The sequence below is a fragment of the Streptomyces krungchingensis genome (assembly GCF_054729265.1).
Map to the genome: position 1 here is coordinate 862,594 of NZ_JBPUKY010000001.1, position 16,541 is coordinate 879,134.

The 16,541-nt window shown below is 72.7% G+C and carries 17 protein-coding genes; 5 read left to right on the forward strand and 12 right to left on the reverse strand.

Annotated features, from left to right (window positions below; translation table 11 throughout):
* Positions 1–106 precede the first annotated feature (106 nt).
* Positions 107–883, forward strand: a complete 777-nt coding sequence (locus tag ACSYGO_RS03995; protein WP_460385772.1) for an IclR family transcriptional regulator — start codon at positions 107–109, stop codon at positions 881–883.
* Complete coding sequence (locus tag ACSYGO_RS04000) at positions 880–1,830, forward strand: ornithine cyclodeaminase family protein (protein ID WP_460385773.1); 951 nt, start codon at positions 880–882, stop codon at positions 1,828–1,830. Before ACSYGO_RS03995 ends, ACSYGO_RS04000 begins: the two co-directional genes overlap by 4 nt.
* Positions 1,831–1,866: 36 nt before the next feature.
* Here ACSYGO_RS04000 and ACSYGO_RS04005 read toward each other — a convergent pair whose 3' ends face one another.
* From ACSYGO_RS04005 to ACSYGO_RS04030, 6 genes are all read right to left on the reverse strand, one after another.
* A complete protein-coding gene (locus tag ACSYGO_RS04005) occupies positions 1,867–2,313 on the reverse strand; it encodes an ATP-binding protein (RefSeq protein WP_426680024.1) in 447 nt (148 codons plus the stop codon).
* On the reverse strand, positions 2,310–2,681 hold the full coding sequence (locus ACSYGO_RS04010; protein WP_460385774.1) for an STAS domain-containing protein: 372 nt from the start codon (positions 2,679–2,681) through the stop codon (positions 2,310–2,312). Before ACSYGO_RS04010 ends, ACSYGO_RS04005 begins: the two co-directional genes overlap by 4 nt.
* A 51-nt stretch (positions 2,682–2,732) precedes the next feature.
* A complete protein-coding gene (locus ACSYGO_RS04015; protein ID WP_426680022.1) occupies positions 2,733–3,101 on the reverse strand; it encodes a PRC-barrel domain-containing protein in 369 nt (122 codons plus the stop codon).
* A gap of 215 nt (positions 3,102–3,316) precedes the next feature.
* Positions 3,317–3,700: an STAS domain-containing protein gene (locus ACSYGO_RS04020; protein ID WP_460385775.1), complete on the reverse strand. Its 384-nt coding sequence runs from the start codon at positions 3,698–3,700 to the stop codon at positions 3,317–3,319.
* A complete protein-coding gene (locus ACSYGO_RS04025) occupies positions 3,697–4,806 on the reverse strand; it encodes a cobalamin B12-binding domain-containing protein (protein WP_460385776.1) in 1,110 nt (369 codons plus the stop codon). The genes ACSYGO_RS04020 and ACSYGO_RS04025 overlap by 4 nt, the downstream gene beginning before the upstream one ends.
* Complete coding sequence (locus ACSYGO_RS04030; protein ID WP_432176395.1) at positions 4,803–6,461, reverse strand: PP2C family protein-serine/threonine phosphatase; 1,659 nt, start codon at positions 6,459–6,461, stop codon at positions 4,803–4,805. Before ACSYGO_RS04030 ends, ACSYGO_RS04025 begins: the two co-directional genes overlap by 4 nt.
* A 324-nt stretch (positions 6,462–6,785) precedes the next feature.
* On the opposite strand from ACSYGO_RS04030, the gene ACSYGO_RS04035 reads away from it, so the two are divergent.
* The gene (locus ACSYGO_RS04035) at positions 6,786–6,932 is read left to right on the forward strand and encodes a hypothetical protein (RefSeq protein WP_426680018.1); all 147 of its coding nucleotides are present in this window, start codon (positions 6,786–6,788) and stop codon (positions 6,930–6,932) included.
* Positions 6,933–7,391: 459 nt separating this feature from the next.
* Positions 7,392–7,802 (forward strand): STAS domain-containing protein, encoded by a 411-nt coding sequence (locus ACSYGO_RS04040; RefSeq protein WP_426680017.1) that lies wholly within the window; start codon positions 7,392–7,394, stop codon positions 7,800–7,802.
* 89 nt (positions 7,803–7,891) lie between these two features.
* Here the strand turns inward: ACSYGO_RS04040 and ACSYGO_RS04045 are convergent, their stop codons facing one another.
* Positions 7,892–8,263: a DUF5133 domain-containing protein gene (locus tag ACSYGO_RS04045; protein WP_432176079.1), complete on the reverse strand. Its 372-nt coding sequence runs from the start codon at positions 8,261–8,263 to the stop codon at positions 7,892–7,894.
* Positions 8,264–8,410: 147 nt separating this feature from the next.
* Complete coding sequence (locus ACSYGO_RS04050) at positions 8,411–9,346, reverse strand: anti-sigma factor RsbA family regulatory protein (protein ID WP_432176078.1); 936 nt, start codon at positions 9,344–9,346, stop codon at positions 8,411–8,413.
* A gap of 531 nt (positions 9,347–9,877) precedes the next feature.
* Between ACSYGO_RS04050 and ACSYGO_RS04055 the strand changes: the two genes are divergently transcribed.
* On the forward strand, positions 9,878–10,759 hold the full coding sequence (locus ACSYGO_RS04055; RefSeq protein ID WP_426680014.1) for an RNA polymerase sigma factor SigF: 882 nt from the start codon (positions 9,878–9,880) through the stop codon (positions 10,757–10,759).
* 124 nt (positions 10,760–10,883) lie between these two features.
* Here ACSYGO_RS04055 and ACSYGO_RS04060 read toward each other — a convergent pair whose 3' ends face one another.
* From ACSYGO_RS04060 to ACSYGO_RS04075, 4 genes are all read right to left on the reverse strand, one after another.
* On the reverse strand, positions 10,884–11,741 hold the full coding sequence (locus ACSYGO_RS04060) for a DMT family transporter (RefSeq protein WP_426680013.1): 858 nt from the start codon (positions 11,739–11,741) through the stop codon (positions 10,884–10,886).
* Positions 11,742–11,831: 90 nt separating this feature from the next.
* Positions 11,832–13,031 carry a beta-1,3-glucanase family protein gene (locus tag ACSYGO_RS04065; protein ID WP_460385777.1) on the reverse strand — a complete coding sequence of 400 codons (1,200 nt, stop codon included), beginning with the start codon at positions 13,029–13,031 and terminating at the stop codon, positions 11,832–11,834.
* Between the two features lie 233 nt (positions 13,032–13,264).
* Complete coding sequence (locus tag ACSYGO_RS04070; protein WP_460385778.1) at positions 13,265–15,238, reverse strand: M48 family metalloprotease; 1,974 nt, start codon at positions 15,236–15,238, stop codon at positions 13,265–13,267.
* 454 nt (positions 15,239–15,692) lie between these two features.
* Entirely contained in the window at positions 15,693–16,541 is an 849-nt protein-coding gene (locus ACSYGO_RS04075) for a hypothetical protein (RefSeq protein WP_460385779.1), read from the reverse strand.

Here is a 16,541-nt window from a genome sequence, read left to right on the forward strand (position 1 = left end):
CACCTCGCATCGTCGTTTGTTACGCTGTACGTAACATCTGTATCGCTTGTCGAAACATGCGTTACCGTACGCTCGCCGCCGCGGACACCACAAGGAGGGGTGGGCATTGCCCGAAGCACCGCGCACCGCCGTCGACAAGGCCCTCGACCTGGTCGAGGCCGTGGCCCGTTCACCGCATCCCCCGCGCCTGACCGACCTGGCCGAGGAGGTCGGCCTGCACCGGGCGACCGCCTATCGCGTACTGCTGGACCTGGTGCGCCGCGGCTGGGTGCTGCGGGCGGGCGACCGCTATCTGCCCGGCACCGCGGTCCTCCAGCTGTCGTCGTCCGCCGCCCGGAACTCGCTCGTCGCCCTCGCCCGGCCGGCCCTCACGGCGCTGGCCGGGCGCACCGGCATGATGGTCAACCTCCAGGTGCCGGAGACCGACCGCTCCCGGGTGATCGACGTCGTACGCCCCGACCGTCTCTCGATGATCACCCGTCTGATGGGCGAGGCGCTGCCGGTGCACCGGTTCGCCGGACCGCTGGCCCTGGTCGCCGCGCTGACCCCCGCGGAGCGGGCCCCGTATCTGGGCGTCGCCGAGGAAGCAGGTCACGCGCTGACCGGTCCGGAGGGGCTGCTGGCCGACGTCGAGCGCACCGAACGCACCGGATTCGCCGTCGAGTACGGACGCAACGAACAACCCGTCGCCTCGCTGAGCAGGGCGGTCGTGCCCCAACCGGGCAGGCCCGTCTGCGCGGTGACCGTGGTCGGCCTCGCCGCGGAGTTCGACGAGGCGCGTCTGCCCGAACTGCGCCGGGCCCTGCGCGACGCGACGGACACGCTGTCCTCGCTCCTCACCGGCTCGGCGGGGCCGTCCGGGACGACGGAGGGGACGGCATGAGCGAGATGCTCTTCCTCGACGGCGCACGGACGCGCGCGGCGCTCGACCCGCGGCGTGTCGTGGACGCCGTGGCGACGGCTCTGATCGCCATCGGCCGGGGCGAGGCCTCCGCGCCGCCCCGGATCGCGGCCCGCGCACCCGGCGGTCTGCTCGGAGCCATGCCCGGCTACGTTCCCGGGCTCGGCCTCGCGGCGAAGCTCGTCTCCGTGTTCGGTGATCCGGCCCGGCCGGGGCGCAGCAGCCACCGCGGCATCGTCGCCCTCTTCGACGCCGAGGACGGCAGCCCGCTCTGTCTGATGGACGCCGAGCCGCTCACCGAGATCCGCACGGCGGCGGTCGCCACGCTCAGCGCCCGCGCGCTGGCCCGGCCCCGGCCCGAGCGCGTCGCCGTCGTCGGGACCGGCGCGCAGGCCCGGGCCCAGGTGGGCCTGCTGGCGGCGCTCGACCCCACCGTCCCCGTCGTCGTCGCCGGACGCGACCGGCGACGCGCGGAGAGCGCGGCCGCGCCGCATCCGGCCGCCCGGGCCGCGGACACCGTCGAGGCGGCCGTCCGCGAAGCCGACACGGTGTTCTGCTGCACCGGCGCCCTGCGACCGGTGATCCGTCGCGACTGGCTCTCGCCCGGCACGCACATCAGTTCCGTGGGCGGATCCCACGGTCCGGAGGTGGACGCCGACACCGTGCGGGACGCCACTCTCTTCGCCGAGTGGCCCGGCGCCGCGGACACCCGTCCGCCGTCCGGCGCCCACGAGTTGCAGGACCTCCCGGCCGGGCGAACCGTCGCGCTCCTCGGTTCCGTCCTGTCCGGGCGGCACCCCGGCCGCCTGGACGAGAGCCAACTGACACTGTTCAAGTCGACCGGTCATGCCGCCCTCGACGTCGCCGCGGCGCACGTCGCCCACGCCGTGGCCGTCGAGCGCGGGTGGGGCCGGCCCATGGCGATGTGACCGCGGGTCACGTGCCGGGCCTGACTGCCCTCCGCTTCACGCCAGGGGGACGAAGACCCTGACCGTCTTGCCGCCCCGCGGACCCCGTTCGATGGTGATGTCGCGGGACAGCCGGATGATCAACGGCCAGCCGTAGCCGCTGACTTGGTGCCCCTGGGGGAACTCGCCGTTGCCGTGGGCCGGGGTGGGGACGACGTCGCTGTTGTCGCGCACGTCGAGCAGTATGCCGCCGTCGGTCACCGTCGCGGTGAAGCCGGCCAGCCCCCCACCGTGCCGAATGGCGTTCGTCACCAGTTCGGAGACGACGAGGAGGAGGTCGGTGACGGCGTCCGGGCCCACTCCGCCCTGCGGCGGACTCCAGTGATCGCGCAGCAACGTCCGGACGTGGTCGCGTGCCGCCGCCGCAGTGGTGATGGCGTGCCCGCTCGCCGGGAACGGGGCCAGACTCTCGTGAGCTGCCGGAAGGCCGTTGACGTGGCTCACCGCTCGGTCGCCGGGTCCGGGAGGGCCAAGGCCGCCTGCACGCTGTCCACGAGGACGAAGAAGCCCTCGGTCCCTGTCACCTCGAACAGCCTCCGAACGATGTCGCTGAACGGTCCGCACACCAGCATGACGGTGTCGCGGGACCGGTGGGCACGCTGTGCTTCGAGGAGGACGTGCAGGACCGACGAGTCCGCGAAGGCCACTCCCGAGAGGTCCACGACCGTGCGTGAGGCGCCCACCCGGTGCGCCTCGTCGAGGGCCTCCTCCAGTCGAGGGGCGCTCTCGTGATCGATGTCGCCGCCCACGCGTACGACGAAGGCGTCTTGAGCCGCCCCGTGCGTGACCGTGGCCTGCAACTCGTCGGGCATCTGCACACTCTTTCCGGTCTGCTCCGTCGGGGGCACGCCTCGCGCTGCCCATCAGTCTGGCCTTCCGGCCGGCAGGCTTCGGTAGTAGCTGCCGACGTCGGCCAAGTATGCGGGGTCGAACGTCTCGCGGTCGGTCTTGAACACGGGGGCCGACTTGATCTCCTCCCGTGTGCACGACACGGTGATCTTCTGGCTCTCCGTGTCGATTCCGGCCACGACACCCACGGGGACGAGCACGCTCTTCCCGAACACCCATACGCCCGTGTCGACGATCAGATGACGCATGCCGGAGTCGTCGGCCTGCCGGTCGACATGCCCTATCGTCCCGTCGGTCGCCTCGACGGAGTATCCGGTGAGTTCATGGGCCTCGGGATGACCGAACTCGGGGGCGTAGGACCAGATTCTGTCGACAGTCACCATGTACTCCTTCTGTGTCACCGGCATCGCCACCGGCGTTTCCCGCTCTGGGCGAGAACCGGCAGGTGGAGGCCGGGTGGGGGGAAATCCGTCCGCGTCGCGCTCCAGGGCTGCAATTACCCTGTCGTCCGGCCTGCATTCGGTGGACTTTCCCTTGCCGTGATCGCGCCCGGGGCATGCCCTCACGCCCCCGTTCCGTCCGAGCCCCCGCCCAGCAGTCAGCCGGCGCCCGGGCGTTCCTCGCCTCGGCCCACGTCGCAGGGCGCGGTGAGGTGGGCGAGCGTTCCCGTGATGTCCAGGAGCCGTTCGAGGCCGGCCGGGCGCTCGTCGAGATGCAGGCGGATCCCCGCGGCGTCCGTCTGACGCCGGATCATCAGCAGGGCGGAAAGGCCCATGGAGTCGATGTTGTCGAGTCCGGCGAAGTCCACGTGCAGCCCCTGGACCCCGTGGGGGCCACCGGCCCGGCCGGCGAGGGTCTGTCGGACGGTGCTCACCAACTCGTCGCACGTCTCGTGGTCGAGATCCCCGACGACGCGGACCACGGCTTCGGTGGTCTCGACGTCGACGGTGAGCGAGAAGGACGGAGGATATGAAGTGGTCATGCGGGCTTTCCGGGGCCGGGGATCTTCTGTGCTGGCGTTCGGGTCCTGAGCGCCTCCCGTGCGTGGGCCAGTGCGTGACAGGCGCGCGGGAAATCCTTGAGCTGTACGGCCAGCAGGTCGAGAGCGGGGTCGAGGCTGCGGGCGGGAACGCGTCGGGCCGTGAGGATGTCCGCGGTCCACAGGATGAACCGGGCGAACAGCTCGTCGTCGGCGACGTACAGCGCGGTGGCCAGGTATTCGACGATGTGGGCGATGTCCTCTGCGGTGTGCCGGCGCTGGCGTTCGGTGTAGCCGCGCATCGGCGCGAACCGGTCCTCCAGTTCCGTCAGCGTCTCCTTGACGAGCTGGTGCGTGGTGCGCACGACCATGGTGTATTCCTGGTCGGCCAGATGGGGCAGGTCGTCCACGGCCTGGTGGGCGGCCAGCGGATCGGGGCGGCTCAGGCCCCTTTCCAGCATCGCGGCCGCTTCCCTGGCGTGCGGGGCCCAGGCGTCCGCTCCGAGCGCGCGGGCGTAGCGGCCGTCGGGTCCGAACGCCGCGCCGCCCGCGATGACGGGGACGCCGGTCGCCTGACAGGCCGTGATGGCGCTGTGCGCCGTGGGCAGATGGGTGGGGATGGAGGACGACAGGGCGACCGCCTGGGGGCCCGTCTGGTGCACATGCGCGATGAGGTGCGGCGTGGGCACGTGTGCGCCGAGGAAGTCGACGTTCCAGCCGCGCAGCCGCAGCACCTCGGACAGCAGCCTGGCGGGCAGGGCGTGCCATTCGCCGTCCACGCAGGCCACGGTGACACGGGGGCCGGCCGGTACGCCCGCGCGGTGGTCCGGGTGGTGGACCAGAGCCGCGATGACGCGCTCGTGTATGGCGGTCGCGGTGTGCTCCTGCGCGACGGTCAGCCGGTTCGCCGCCCACTCCACGCCGACCTTCGCCTGGACGGGGGCGATCAGGTCGAGCAGCACCGCCTCCAGGTCGGCGGAGGATCTCGCGGCGTCGAGGACGACGGCGACGGCGCCGTGTTCGTCGCCGCCTTGCACCGCCGACCACAGACGCTCCCGGGCGTCGTCGAGTGCCACGCCGCCGTCGGCGTAGGCGGAACGTCTCGTCATGCGGTGTACCTGCCCCGGGTGTGGCCGTTCACCGCACTGAGGTGCGCGTGGTGCGGTGCGGTGACGGCGACGGCCGCCATGTCGTCGTGGCCGCCCCGTCCGACCCACTGGGCCGCGAGCATCTGCACATGCTCCACGACCGCCTCGGCGGGCATGCCCGCGCACTGGGTGAGCGCGGCCTCCAGCCGTTCGGCACCGAAGAGTTCGTCGCCGAGCGGGCCGCCGCGGGCCTCGGTGATGCCGTCGGTGAAGAAGAGGCAGGTCTCCCCCGGGGCCAGTTCGAGGTGCGCCGTGGTGGAGCTGATGTCCCAGAACGCGCCGACGAGCGTCCCGCGTGTCGGCGCCTGTTCGACCTGCCCGTCGGCGCGCACGATCAGCGGCGCGGGATGGCCCGCGCTGGTGACGCGCAGGTGGACATTGCCGCCGCGGCGGACGACGGAAGCGAGCGCCAGGGTGGCGAACCGGGCGTGATGGGAGTTCATCAACGCTCCGTTGAGCAGGCCCAGCAGCCGCTGATGGTCGTCGGCCAGCGGCAGCAGCGCCTGCACCGTGTTGCGGATCTTGCCGGTCAGCACCGCGGCCTCCAGCCCCTTGCCGCACACGTCCCCGAGGACGACGAGGGACTCCTGGCCCGCGTCCGTACCGGGGTGGACGTCGTAGAAGTCGCCGCCCACCCGGTCGGCCTGGCCCGAGGGCCGGTACTTCCCGGCGAACTCCACTCCGTGCACGCTGTGCAGCTGCGGCGGCAGCAGCTCACGCATCAGCGTGGTGGTGATGGCCGCCTGCTCGGCGTACATGCGGGCCGCCGACATGGCCGCGCCCGCCCGCGAGGCGAAGAGCCGGGCGAAGATCTCCTCGCCCTCCGAGAAGGCCGCCCGGTCGCAGGCCCGGAGCAGGACCAGCGCGCCGGCCGGAACCCCGTGACCGGGCAGCGGTGTCACGACGGCGGAGCCGACGGGCTGAGCGAAGCCGTCGGGGACGGCCCAGGCCGGCACGGTGGCCGGATCGATCCAGCGGGACGGGACGGGCGGGAATCCGCGCAGGGCGTCGCTGAGTCCCGGCAGGAGGTCGATGTCGTCCTGCACGGTGCGGTGCGTGACCGCTCCGTCGGGCCCGCAGTACGTCAGCGGTACGTTCTTGCCGCGCGGCGGCGCCACGATCACCGCGGCGTCCGCGAGGTGTTCGGCGGCCAGGCGGGCGGTGACCTCCATGCAGCGCTCGACATTCAGCGACGACAGCAGGGCGCTGGACGCGCCGGCCAGGAAGGCGGTGCGCTCGCGTTCGCTCTTGAGGGCGTCCTCGGCCAGCCGCCGGTCGGTGTCGTCGACCAGCCACCACATCACGTCGCCGTCGTCGGTGCAGGTGGGATGCGCCTCGAAGGTCCGGTCCCCGACCGCGCCGTGGGCCGGCCACCTGAACTCGCCGCCCTCCGGGCGGGTACGGACGCGGGCATGGGCGTCGGCGATCCACGCCGGGGTCACGTCCGTCAGCCAGGAGCCGGTGGCCGCACCCGGGAAGAGCGCGGCCGCCGCCGCGTTCAGTTCGACCACGCCACCGGATGGGTCCGCGACCACCACGGGGTAGGGGGCGGATCCCCACGTCGCGCCGAGGCCGACACTGCGCGGGCTGGCAGGGGGCTGCTGGGAAGTGTCCACGAGCAAGGGCCCACGCAGGCGGGCCCACCACCTTTCCGGTCGGCTGGGATTGTTTCCTTCCGACAACCATCTCGCGCCCGACGGTGCGACTGCAAGTCGCTCACCCCAAGTCCCTGCGAGAACATCCGTGGCGGTCACCATGTGTTTTGGCCCTGCCCAGAGATGTCGCGCCCGCCCGTCCGCCCGGCGGTCGAACGGGAGACGACCGGGACCGGGGCGCGGAATCGCCGCCCGCCGCGCCCCGACGCGCGGGCCTGCACCGGCCGGGACGGGGTAGCAGCACGGTACGAGCGACCACCGCGAACCCCTGCCTGGAGGACCGTCATGCCCAAGATCGTGGACCGGATCAAGCAGTTCGCCCGCAGCCCGCAGGGCCGGCGGGCCACGGAGGAGGTACGCCGGGCCGCGGCGGACCCCCGTCGCCGGGCGCAGGCGCAGCGGCTCCTGGGCAGGCTGCGCGGACGGCACTGACCGCCGCCGCCCGCCGCACAGGGTGCGCTCGGCTCGCACCTGAGCGGTGCGCGCCGCGGGACGCCCTCGCACACAAGTCCACTTCCGCGGGCCGGGACTCGACGGTGTTCCTGCCGCCATCATTGACTTCACGTCACCCGGGGTGCGAGCGTCGCACGTCCTGCTCCCGTCGCCGCGCGCATCCCGGGGGCCCACGCCTCGTCGCGAACGGAACGCCATGCCCAACACCGGGGAATCCTCGGCCCGGCCGCCCACCGGGGCGCCGTCATGACGGCGGCCCGCATCCCTGGGCTGGTCCTCCCCGTGATCTTCCTCTGCGCGGCCTGCACGGGCCTCGTCTGGTACTGGCGGCACCGGGGCGAGTAGCGGCCCGGGCGAAAAAGATCCATGTCCGCGATGCGTCGAATCGAACAAACGGGTTACCAGGCCTCCTACTTGTCCTAGCTGTGGGAGGAATCCATGTCCGGAGCCCAGAACCCGTTGTCCATCGATGTCTCCGTGCCCCGCGAGGACGCCGCCCTGCTGTCCGTGGACGGTTTTCTGGACATCGACACGGCGACGGAGCTGCACCACCATCTGGCCAATCAGCTCCATCACGGACGCCGGCACTTCCTTCTCGATCTGTCGGGCGTCCCGTTCATGGACTCGTCGGGGATGAACGTCATCCTGAGGGGCTACCAGGAGACACGCGAAGTGGCGGGCAGCGTGCACGTCATCGCTCCCACACCGGCCGTGCGGCGCGTCCTCGACCTCACCGGGGTCAGTCTCACCGTGGCGCTCGCGGACAGCGTCGACGAGGCCCTGGCACATGTGGACGCCCGGGCGGCGCGGCCCTCGCCCGAGGACCGGACGGGCACGCCGGGCGCCTGAGGACGGGCAACCGGTGAGGGGCGTTGTCGCCACCCCCGCGGGGGTGGCGACAACGCCCCTCACCGGTACGACGCGAACGGCACGCCCCGTCAGACGAGCGTCCCGGGCACGGCACCGCCCCGGGTGCCGGGTGCGGTGGCCGGCCGGCCGTGCGCGGCGATCGCCTCGACGGGCGGCCGTACACGCGCCATGGGGAGGGGGGCCTGTTCCCGTCCCTCGTCGTCAGCGGGGCCGCGCTGTCCGCCTGCGGCGACCAGCAGGGCGTCCGCGGCGGCCACGGCGTCATGGACGCGGTTGGTCCCGGTCATCACACAGAGCGTGTAGGTGACGTCCTCGAGCGCGCGAGCTGTCTCCAGGGTTTCCTTCTCGGCGTACGCGATCTTCAGTGACGCGTAGCGGGTCAACAGCCTCCGCACTACCTTCGGGTCGGGCACGAGCACGGCGAGGGCTCCTCTCTCCATTTGGCCTTCGTGTGCCCGCCTGTCGCCCCTTCATTCACAAGTACCCCCTCTCACAACCCTTTTGGCGCAATCGCGAAGCCGGTCCGCACACGTCGGGGCACCATGGCGAGGCCGGGCCGCCCGAGGGGGAGCGGGCGGCGGAAGAGATCAAGTGCGGGCGAGATAGCTGCGCACGGTGGTCCCGGTCCTCCCGGTGTGCACCCGGACGAGGTCGGAGACGAAATGGACGAGGAACAGTCCGCGCCCGCCGATCTGGTCGGGCCGCACCGGGCGCCGCCCGGCCATCGGGTCCGACAGGCGCCCTTCGTCCTGCACCTCGCACACGATCCGGTCATCCTCGGCCCAGATCCGCAGCGTCCCCGAACCGCCCCCGTGCACGACGCTGTTGGTCGTCAGCTCGGCGACGACGAGGTTCAGGTCCTGCAGGCGAGCCGGTCCCATCCCCCGCTCGCGCGCCTCGTCGACCGCGAAGTCCCGCGCGGCCGGCAGGAACTCGGCGTCGAACCGGACCGCCGCCGCTCCCGGCGGATGCCGCAGCGCCTCGTTGTAGCGGGCGAGCACGCTGTCCGGGTCGTAGGCGTGGCTGACACCGGGCCGGCCCGCACGGATCACGACGGGGTGCGTGGCGTGGGCGTCTGCGATCACGTCCTCGGACAGGGCCCGCGCGTCGTACGGACAAAGGATCGTCACGTCGCGTCCGCCGAACGCCGCGTTGATCAGCGCTTCGTGCTGGACGCAGGCCGGGTACTCCACGGACGTCCGCCCGTCCCAGATCGGCTCTCCGACGATGCGCACGCGCCTGCCCGGGTGGGCGTCGGCGAAGGCACGCAGCACCGAGGGAATGATCCGGCCGGGGTTCCGTCCCGCCTGGGTCATGTCGATCCAGCGGACGTGGTCCGCGTCCGTGCCGAGGGCGGACCGGAGCAGTCCGAGCCGTCGGACCGGCACGGCCACGGCGACCGGATGCCCTGCGGCCAGACCCTCCCGCACGAAGGGAGCGGTGCCGTCGACGTACTCCCGGTCGCCGTCGTAGAGGAGAGCGGGGTGGGCGAAGGGTTCGGCGGGCGGTGTCGCGGGCGTCATCTCACCGCCCCCGCCGCCCGGCCGTCGCACCGCGCCCACGCGGGAGAGCCACGACCGCTGAAGTGCGCCGCTCGGTGAACTCCGCGGCCGGACAAGGAGGTGAAGGAGGTGAGAGCCCGCTTCCAGCCGCGCGGGGCGAGCGGCTCGGTCCCGAGGCGCAGAGGGGTCGGAAGTGGCGGAACCCTGCCTTCTCGCTGCTCCATGCCCACATGCTCACCCCGAAACCCAGTTTACGCGGCGACCGTTGCCCCGGGCCCGGTGCCCGGCGGCTCCGGCGCACCGCCCATGGCGCGCCCCGGCGCTCCCCTGCCCCGGGACCTGTCCACCGAACCGTCCGGCGGGCCCGCGAGAAGACACTGCGCGAACTGCATCCGGACGACGGCTTCGTGGGGAAGCACTGATCGGTCCGGCTCCGGGACGTCCGTGGAAGATCGTCTTCCAGAGATTTTCCGGAACCGGCAGGCATGACCCACATGAAGCAGGGCAGACGCGCCCTGTCATCAATTCCTTCGGAGATATGGGGTGGACGGCATGGCAGCCGTGGCGGAGGCGAACGCGACGGACACGGCACAGCAGGCAGTGACGGCAGAGGAGGCGATCCTTCCTCAGATCGACGAGCCGCTGAAGATCAGCCCCAAGGACGCCCGCGAACTGTCCCGGCCGTTCTTCGACCGACTGGCCGTGCTGGAAGAAGGCACGCACGAATACCAGTACGCGCGCAACACCCTCATCGAGATGAACCTCTCCCTCGTGCGGTACGCGGCGGCGCGCTTCCGCAGCCGCAGTCAGGGCGAGATGGAGGACATCGTCCAGGTCGGCACGATCGGCCTCATCAAGGCCATCGACCGCTTCGAGCTGTCCCGCGAGGTCGAGTTCACCTCCTTCGCGGTGCCGTACATCGTCGGTGAGATCAAGAGGTTCTTCCGCGACACGAGCTGGGCCGTCCATGTGCCGCGCCGTCTCCAGGAGGCACGGGTCGAGCTCGCGAAGGCGACGGAGGAACTCCGCACCCGCCTCGGCCGTACGCCGACGACGCGCGAGCTGTCCGAGCTGATGTGCCTGTCCGAGGAAGAGGTCATCGAGGCCCGCAAGGCTTCCAACGGCTACAACTCCTCCTCCCTCGACGCCGCGCTCACCGCCGACGGCGGGGCGGACGGCGAGGCCGTGCTCGCGGACTTCATCGGCGAGGACGACCCGTCGCTGGAGCTCGTCGAGGACTTCCACTCCTTGGCACCGCTGATCGCCGAACTCGACGAGCGTCAGCGCCGGATCATTCACATGCGGTTCGTCGAGGAGCGCACGCAGGCCCAGATCGGTGAGGAGCTGAACATCTCGCAGATGCACGTCTCCCGCCTGATCACCCGCATCCTCAAGCGGCTGCGCGCCGGACTGCTCGACCCCTCCGTCGTCTGAGGTCCGCACGCCGCGACCGGTCCGTCGGCCGCCGCCCCGGGTCGGGGCGGCGGCCGAGGGCTGTATGCGTACGTGTCCGACGCGCTGCGCGCACCCGTGCCGGACGCTCTCTGCGGCGCGTAGGTCAGTGCGTCAGTTCCCCGATGTGCGGCACGACCCGGGTCAGCCTCACCACACCCCACAGGATCAGCCCGACGCCGACGGCCTCGGGCAGCAGCCACCAGCCAGTGCGGATGCTCTCCTCGAACAGGACGACGCCCAGCAGCAGGCTGACCGTCGCGTCGCCGATGGTGAGGGCGGGCTGCGACGCGGCCAGGGGGCCCGCCTGCAAGGCGTTCTCCAGCAGCAGGATGGCGCCGACGCCGGTCACCGCGAAGCCGTACGTCTGCCATGCGCCGAGGAAGGCGTCGAAACCGTGGTCGGCGAGTGCCCCGGCGGACGATTTCAGCAGCGCGGCCGTCAGCGCGTTGCTGACGGCCGACGCCGAGCCGAGTACGGCGGCCCGGAACAGCGGCGGCCGCCCCGGCCGGGCCAGCGCGATCGCGCAGCCGACGGCTCCGAGGCACACCACCAGCACCGGGACCCATCGCGTCATCGGTGCCTGGTGTGTCGCGCCCGACGGCGCGGCCGAGCCGAGGACCAGTCCGAGGCCCACGACCACTCCCGCGACGGCCCACCAGCCCGCGCGGGGCAGACGCCGGTGCAGCAGCGGGATGGCGAAGAGCAGGGCGAAGGGCAGTTCCAGGATGAACAGGGGCTGCACGAGTGCCAGTGGCCCGTTCACGAGGGCCAGGGCCTGGAAGGCCGCGGCCCCGATCACTCCCGCGATGCCGATCAGCCAGGCGGGCTGCCGTGCCAGTGCGATCAGCAGCCGCAGACCACCGCCGGTCGGGACGGTGGATGCCGCCTTGCGCTGGAACGCCGTCCCCATCGCGTTACTCGCGGCCCCCAGCAGGGCGAACAGCACAGCCAGCACAGTCACCCCTCCACCATGCCTTCCGGAACGGGCCCGGGCCTCCCGGGGCGGCCGGGGCACACCCGCGCGGAGCAGCCCGGGGACCGCTCCGGAGCTCTAGAAGGGCGTCAGGGTGAGCCGGATCTCCGTGGGGGCGGTGTCCTGGACGTACGAGGCGAAGTCGGCGACGTCGTCGAAGGCGAAGCCGTAGGCCTTGCCGTCCTCGGTCGCCGCGTGGATCGCCTTGGCGTAGTGGTTGGTCAGGTCGGTCCGGTAGAAGTCGCTCGCGGCCGTGCTGGGCTGGGCCGGCACGCTGAGCAGGGTGGAACGGTTGAATCCGGCACCGAGGACCGCGGCGACCGGACCGGTCGTGCCGTCGTTGGGTGCGGCGAGGTTGCCGTCGCAGAACAGGACGTCGCGGGTGGTGGGCTTGCTGAAGGACACCGCGGCGGGCCCGTCGAAGGTGAATGTGTCGGCGCGCACCCGGCCGGTGAACGTGCCGGCGTTGGTGGTGACGGTGAGGTCCTTCCCGGTGTAGGTGCTCCAGACCTCGTCGATGTACGGGGCGAAGTAGTCCTTGCCGAAGAGACCGGCGTCGAGACCGTGACCTGGAGCGATGACGCGCACGTCGTCCACGACCAGCTGGGCGAACCCCTCGGCCTCGCGCACGGCCGCGAAGGCGGCGGCTCGTCCGCCCTCGCGCAGAGTGCCCGTGGTCTGCTGCCTGTCCCCGGTCAGCCGGATGCTGAGGGGCACGCTGAACATGTCGACCATCGTCGTGTTGCAGAACATCCCGGACGGGTTGTGGGTGAACTCGGCACAGTCGTGCAGCACTCCGTAGTTGGGGTCGGAGGCGACCCACCCGGCCGGGTACTGGAGCGCCGCGTTGCCGTTGCCGTCCGCCACGGCCTTGAACTTGAGTTTCTCGCCGAGGGACACGTAGACGCGCCCGGACATGTACGGCAGGGAGAGTCGGGTCTCGCCGCCTGCGGAGAGGCTGAGCGCGTAGTCCGTGAAGCCGTCCGCGCCGTTGTCCGAGAGGGATATGGGCGCCAGGGTGCCGTCCTGGGTGACACGGACCTGCTGTCCGTCCTGATTGCCGACGATGTAGACGTGCACGGACGCGTTGTCGAAGGAGCCGCTGTCGTTGACGATCGTCAGCGGGAGCGAGCCCGCGGCGGCCTTCGTGGTGCGGTCCGTCGTCCCGGCCAGGGCGTGCGGCGCGACGGCGGCGATCGCCGGTGCGGCCACGGCCATGCCGCCGAGTGCGACGAGGAGCTTGCGGCGGGAGAGGTTGCGCTGGTGACGAGGCGTCATGTGTGCGGTACTCCTTGGTACTTGTGCCTCTGCGAGGCGGTGGGGGGATGATTGAGAGCGCTCTCACACGTGGGGTGAGCGCCGCCAATGGGCCCCGATGCTATGCACGAGGTCTCTCCGGGCCAACCCTTCGGCCCGCCCCCCAAGTCGCCCCGGGACGTGGATATTTGAACTATGTCCCGGTCTCCCGAGGGGCTTAATGCGCCCTTAATCCTCAGTTAGGGAAGGCGGGCTCACTCCTGGCCGAGCGTCAGGGACAGCCGCACGCCGGTGCTCGAAGTCGTCGTGAACTCCTTGCAGTCGACCACGGCCCGCAGCGACTGCGACGCCGCTCTGACGAGGTCCAGCCGTACGGGGGTCCCGTCCCGGGCGACGACGAGCCGGGCCTCCACCCAGGTCGCGGTCGCGCTCACGTCGGTGTGGTCCGTGCGCCGCCCGGTGAGCCATCGGGTCGTGCCGCGCACACCGGTGCTGCGCAGAGCGGGGACCTCCGGGACGTCGGCGGTGAGACGGCCGTCGTGGTGCAGTGTCCAGTGCGCCTGCCGCATGCGGTCCCCGAAGGCCGCGGCCTGCTGGGCCCGGGTTCCCGGCAGCGGTTCGAGGGAGGCGACGGCGACGGCGTGGAAGGTCCGGGGCGCGTCCGCCGGCGGCGACGCCGTGCCCCCCGGTGCCGGCGACGGCCCGTCGGCGAAGGACGGCAGCCCCCGCGGGCGCGGCGGCGCGGCCGGTGCCGAAGGGCTGGGACACGCCGCCGCGCCCGCCCCGCCGGCCCTTCCGCTCGGCGTGCCCGTGGGAGCCGGACGGCGCTCGTAGGCGTCGTTGGCGTCGTCGGCGAACACTCCTCCCGAAGGGCGGGACACCAGGGGCAGCAATCCGGCGAGCAGGACCGTCGCGGGGAACAGGACCGCCGCCGCGTGGACCCTGGCCGAGGTGACCGCGATCCGGCCGCCGGGGGCGACGCGGAGGCGCCGGATCCGGCCGCGGGAGACGATGCGGACGCGCCGCACCAGCGGCCACAGCAGGACGACGGCGAGTGTCACCCACCATGCGGGGTCGGCGGTGAGCGCGTGATGGGCGAGCGCCAGCGCCTCCCGGGTCGCTCGTTCCCGTGACGCGCCCAGCAGTTCGTACGCCGGCACGGCGCCCAGCACGGCCAGGAGGAGCTGGGCGAGGAGGGCGCTCGGCCACAGCAGCGCCGACAGGAGTTGCACCGCGCCGCTCTCCTGCCGTGTCGCGCACCAGATCCGCAGCCGTACGGGCGGGTGGTGAAGCCGGGCCAGGCCGCCGTGGTCGCCCTGCTCCAGACGGCGCAGCGCGCGGACGAGGGCGTCACGACCGGCGGTGCGCACGGCCCATCGGTCGGCGTCGAGCTCCGCCGACCACAGCGCGGCCACCACGAGGAGCAGCACCTTGGGCACGCTGAACAGCACCAGGACCACCTCGGCGAGCGTCAGCGTGGCGGTCGCGTTGCCCGTGGCGAAGAGCAGGGCGACGGGGACGACGACGAACACCACCAGCACGTACGGCCAAACTCGGACCAGGGCGGTGAACGGGCTGCCGAGACCGGCGACATGCTGCTCACCGCGGCGCAGATGCCCGAGCTCGTGCAGGAGCACCGCGCGGGCCGCCGCCACGTCCGTGTCCCACAGGTGCACGAGCGGGGCGAACACCCCGACCCGTGGCGCCCTCCGGTCGCCCGGATAGACGCGGGCGGACAGGCCGGACCGTGTGCTGATGCGCAGCCGGGTGCCCGGCGCGTGCTCGTCCAGGAAGGCCTGCATCTGCTGGTGGAAGTGCGGTGCGGGCGTACCCGACGGCGCCGGCCTGACGTCCGGCTCCGTCGGCGATCCGGCCGGCGTCGACCCGGCATCCGGCTCCGCCGGCGATCCGATCGGCGCCGGCCTGGCGTCCGGCTCCGCCGGCGATCCGACCGGTGCGGGCGGGGGTCCTGGCGTCGGAGCGACCAGCGGATGATCCGGGGACAGGAGTCCGTGGCGCCGCTCGATGGCGCGGCAGCGGGCCGCCGGGAAGAGGAGCGCGAGGACGGCGCCCAGCAGGAAGAACAGCGGCAACAACTGCGTCAGGCTGAGCATCGCCGTGACGAACCGGCCCCGGCCCGCCGCGTCGAGCCGGCCCAGGCCGTCGCCCACTCCGAAGGCGTGGCCGATCAGGGCGGGGACCTGCACCACGAAGAGGGCCAGGGTCACCCACAGCCACGGGGGCGGCTCCCACGCACGCGCCGACGGCCGGACTGCTGTTCGCCCGGTCATGGCATCGCGGGGCGCTGCCGGGTCACCACGTCCGGCCGCCCCCGGCGCCGCGGTCGGGTCGGACGGAACGCGCCCGCCGTTCGGTTCGGTCGGGAAGGACCCGGCCGTCGCCGAGGCCGAGGCAGGGACGCCCACGCCGGTCGGTTCGGTCGGGACGGACTCGACCCGAGCGGTCGATTCGGTCGTCGCGAACCGATCAGGCTCCCCGGCCGTGGTCGAGGCAACCGCCGTCGGTTCGACGGCCGCGGTCGGTTCGACGGCCCCGGCCAGGACGGGCCCCGCCGTCGTCCCGGCCCCGGTCGGGACGGCCGTATCGGCCAGTTCGGTCGGTCCGGTCGCGCGGGTCGCCGCGCCCGGCCAGGTCCGCGGGTGTCTCCGGGCGCGGCCTCGGTCATCCGCGGCCCGCTCCGTCCGGGTCCTGCGGGGGTCGCGGATCGGCCCCGGCGCGCGGACGGCGGGACAGGGAACGCAGGCCGGGTGCGGCGGAGATGAGCCGGCGCAGTCGCGGACGGATGCCACGCGAGGTCGGCTGCGGCGGTTCCTCGCCCACGAGGGCGTCCAGGAACGCCGCCGCCTCGCCCGGTTCGCCCTCCGCCAGCAGCCGGGCGGTCACCTCGGCGGCGAGTTCGTCGGCCGCGGCCTGGTCCATGCCCCGGGCCCGAAGCCGTTCGCTCATCCTCAGAGCGGCCCGCACGGCCTCGGCGGCGGGTGCGGGTGCGGGCGCCGGCCGGGGAGCGGTCCCGGACGGAACGGGATCTCCGGGCGGGGTGTCAGCCGCGGCCCCGGCAGGGTCGCCGGAGGTGGACGCACCCGCGGGTCGCGCAGGACGCTCCGATCCTTCCGGCTCCGGCTCTCCGTCGGTCCCGGCGCCGCCGTCCGCCGCCCGCGCGGGCCGCGGCGGATCGGTCACGTCGTCCCGTGGGGTGCCCGCGGAACGCTGCGCGCGCAGGCCGATCACCAGTCCGGAGACGGACAGCACATTGCCCAACTGCGGGCTGCCCAAGGCCGACTTGAGGGCGTCCGCGGCGTACGCCAGCGCGTCCAGGACGTCGGGCAGCACGGAGATCGTGCCGCCGCCCATGCCGCCGGGTGCGGGACGGCCGCCGGAGAAGAGGCCACGACGCGTGGCGCCGCCCGCCGCGTACGTCCGCGCGGTCTGCGCGGCCAGTGCGGACTCGCCGGGCGCGGCCCACTCGGCGATCCGGACGCTCCAGCGGTCGAGGAGCGCGGTCTCCGTCAT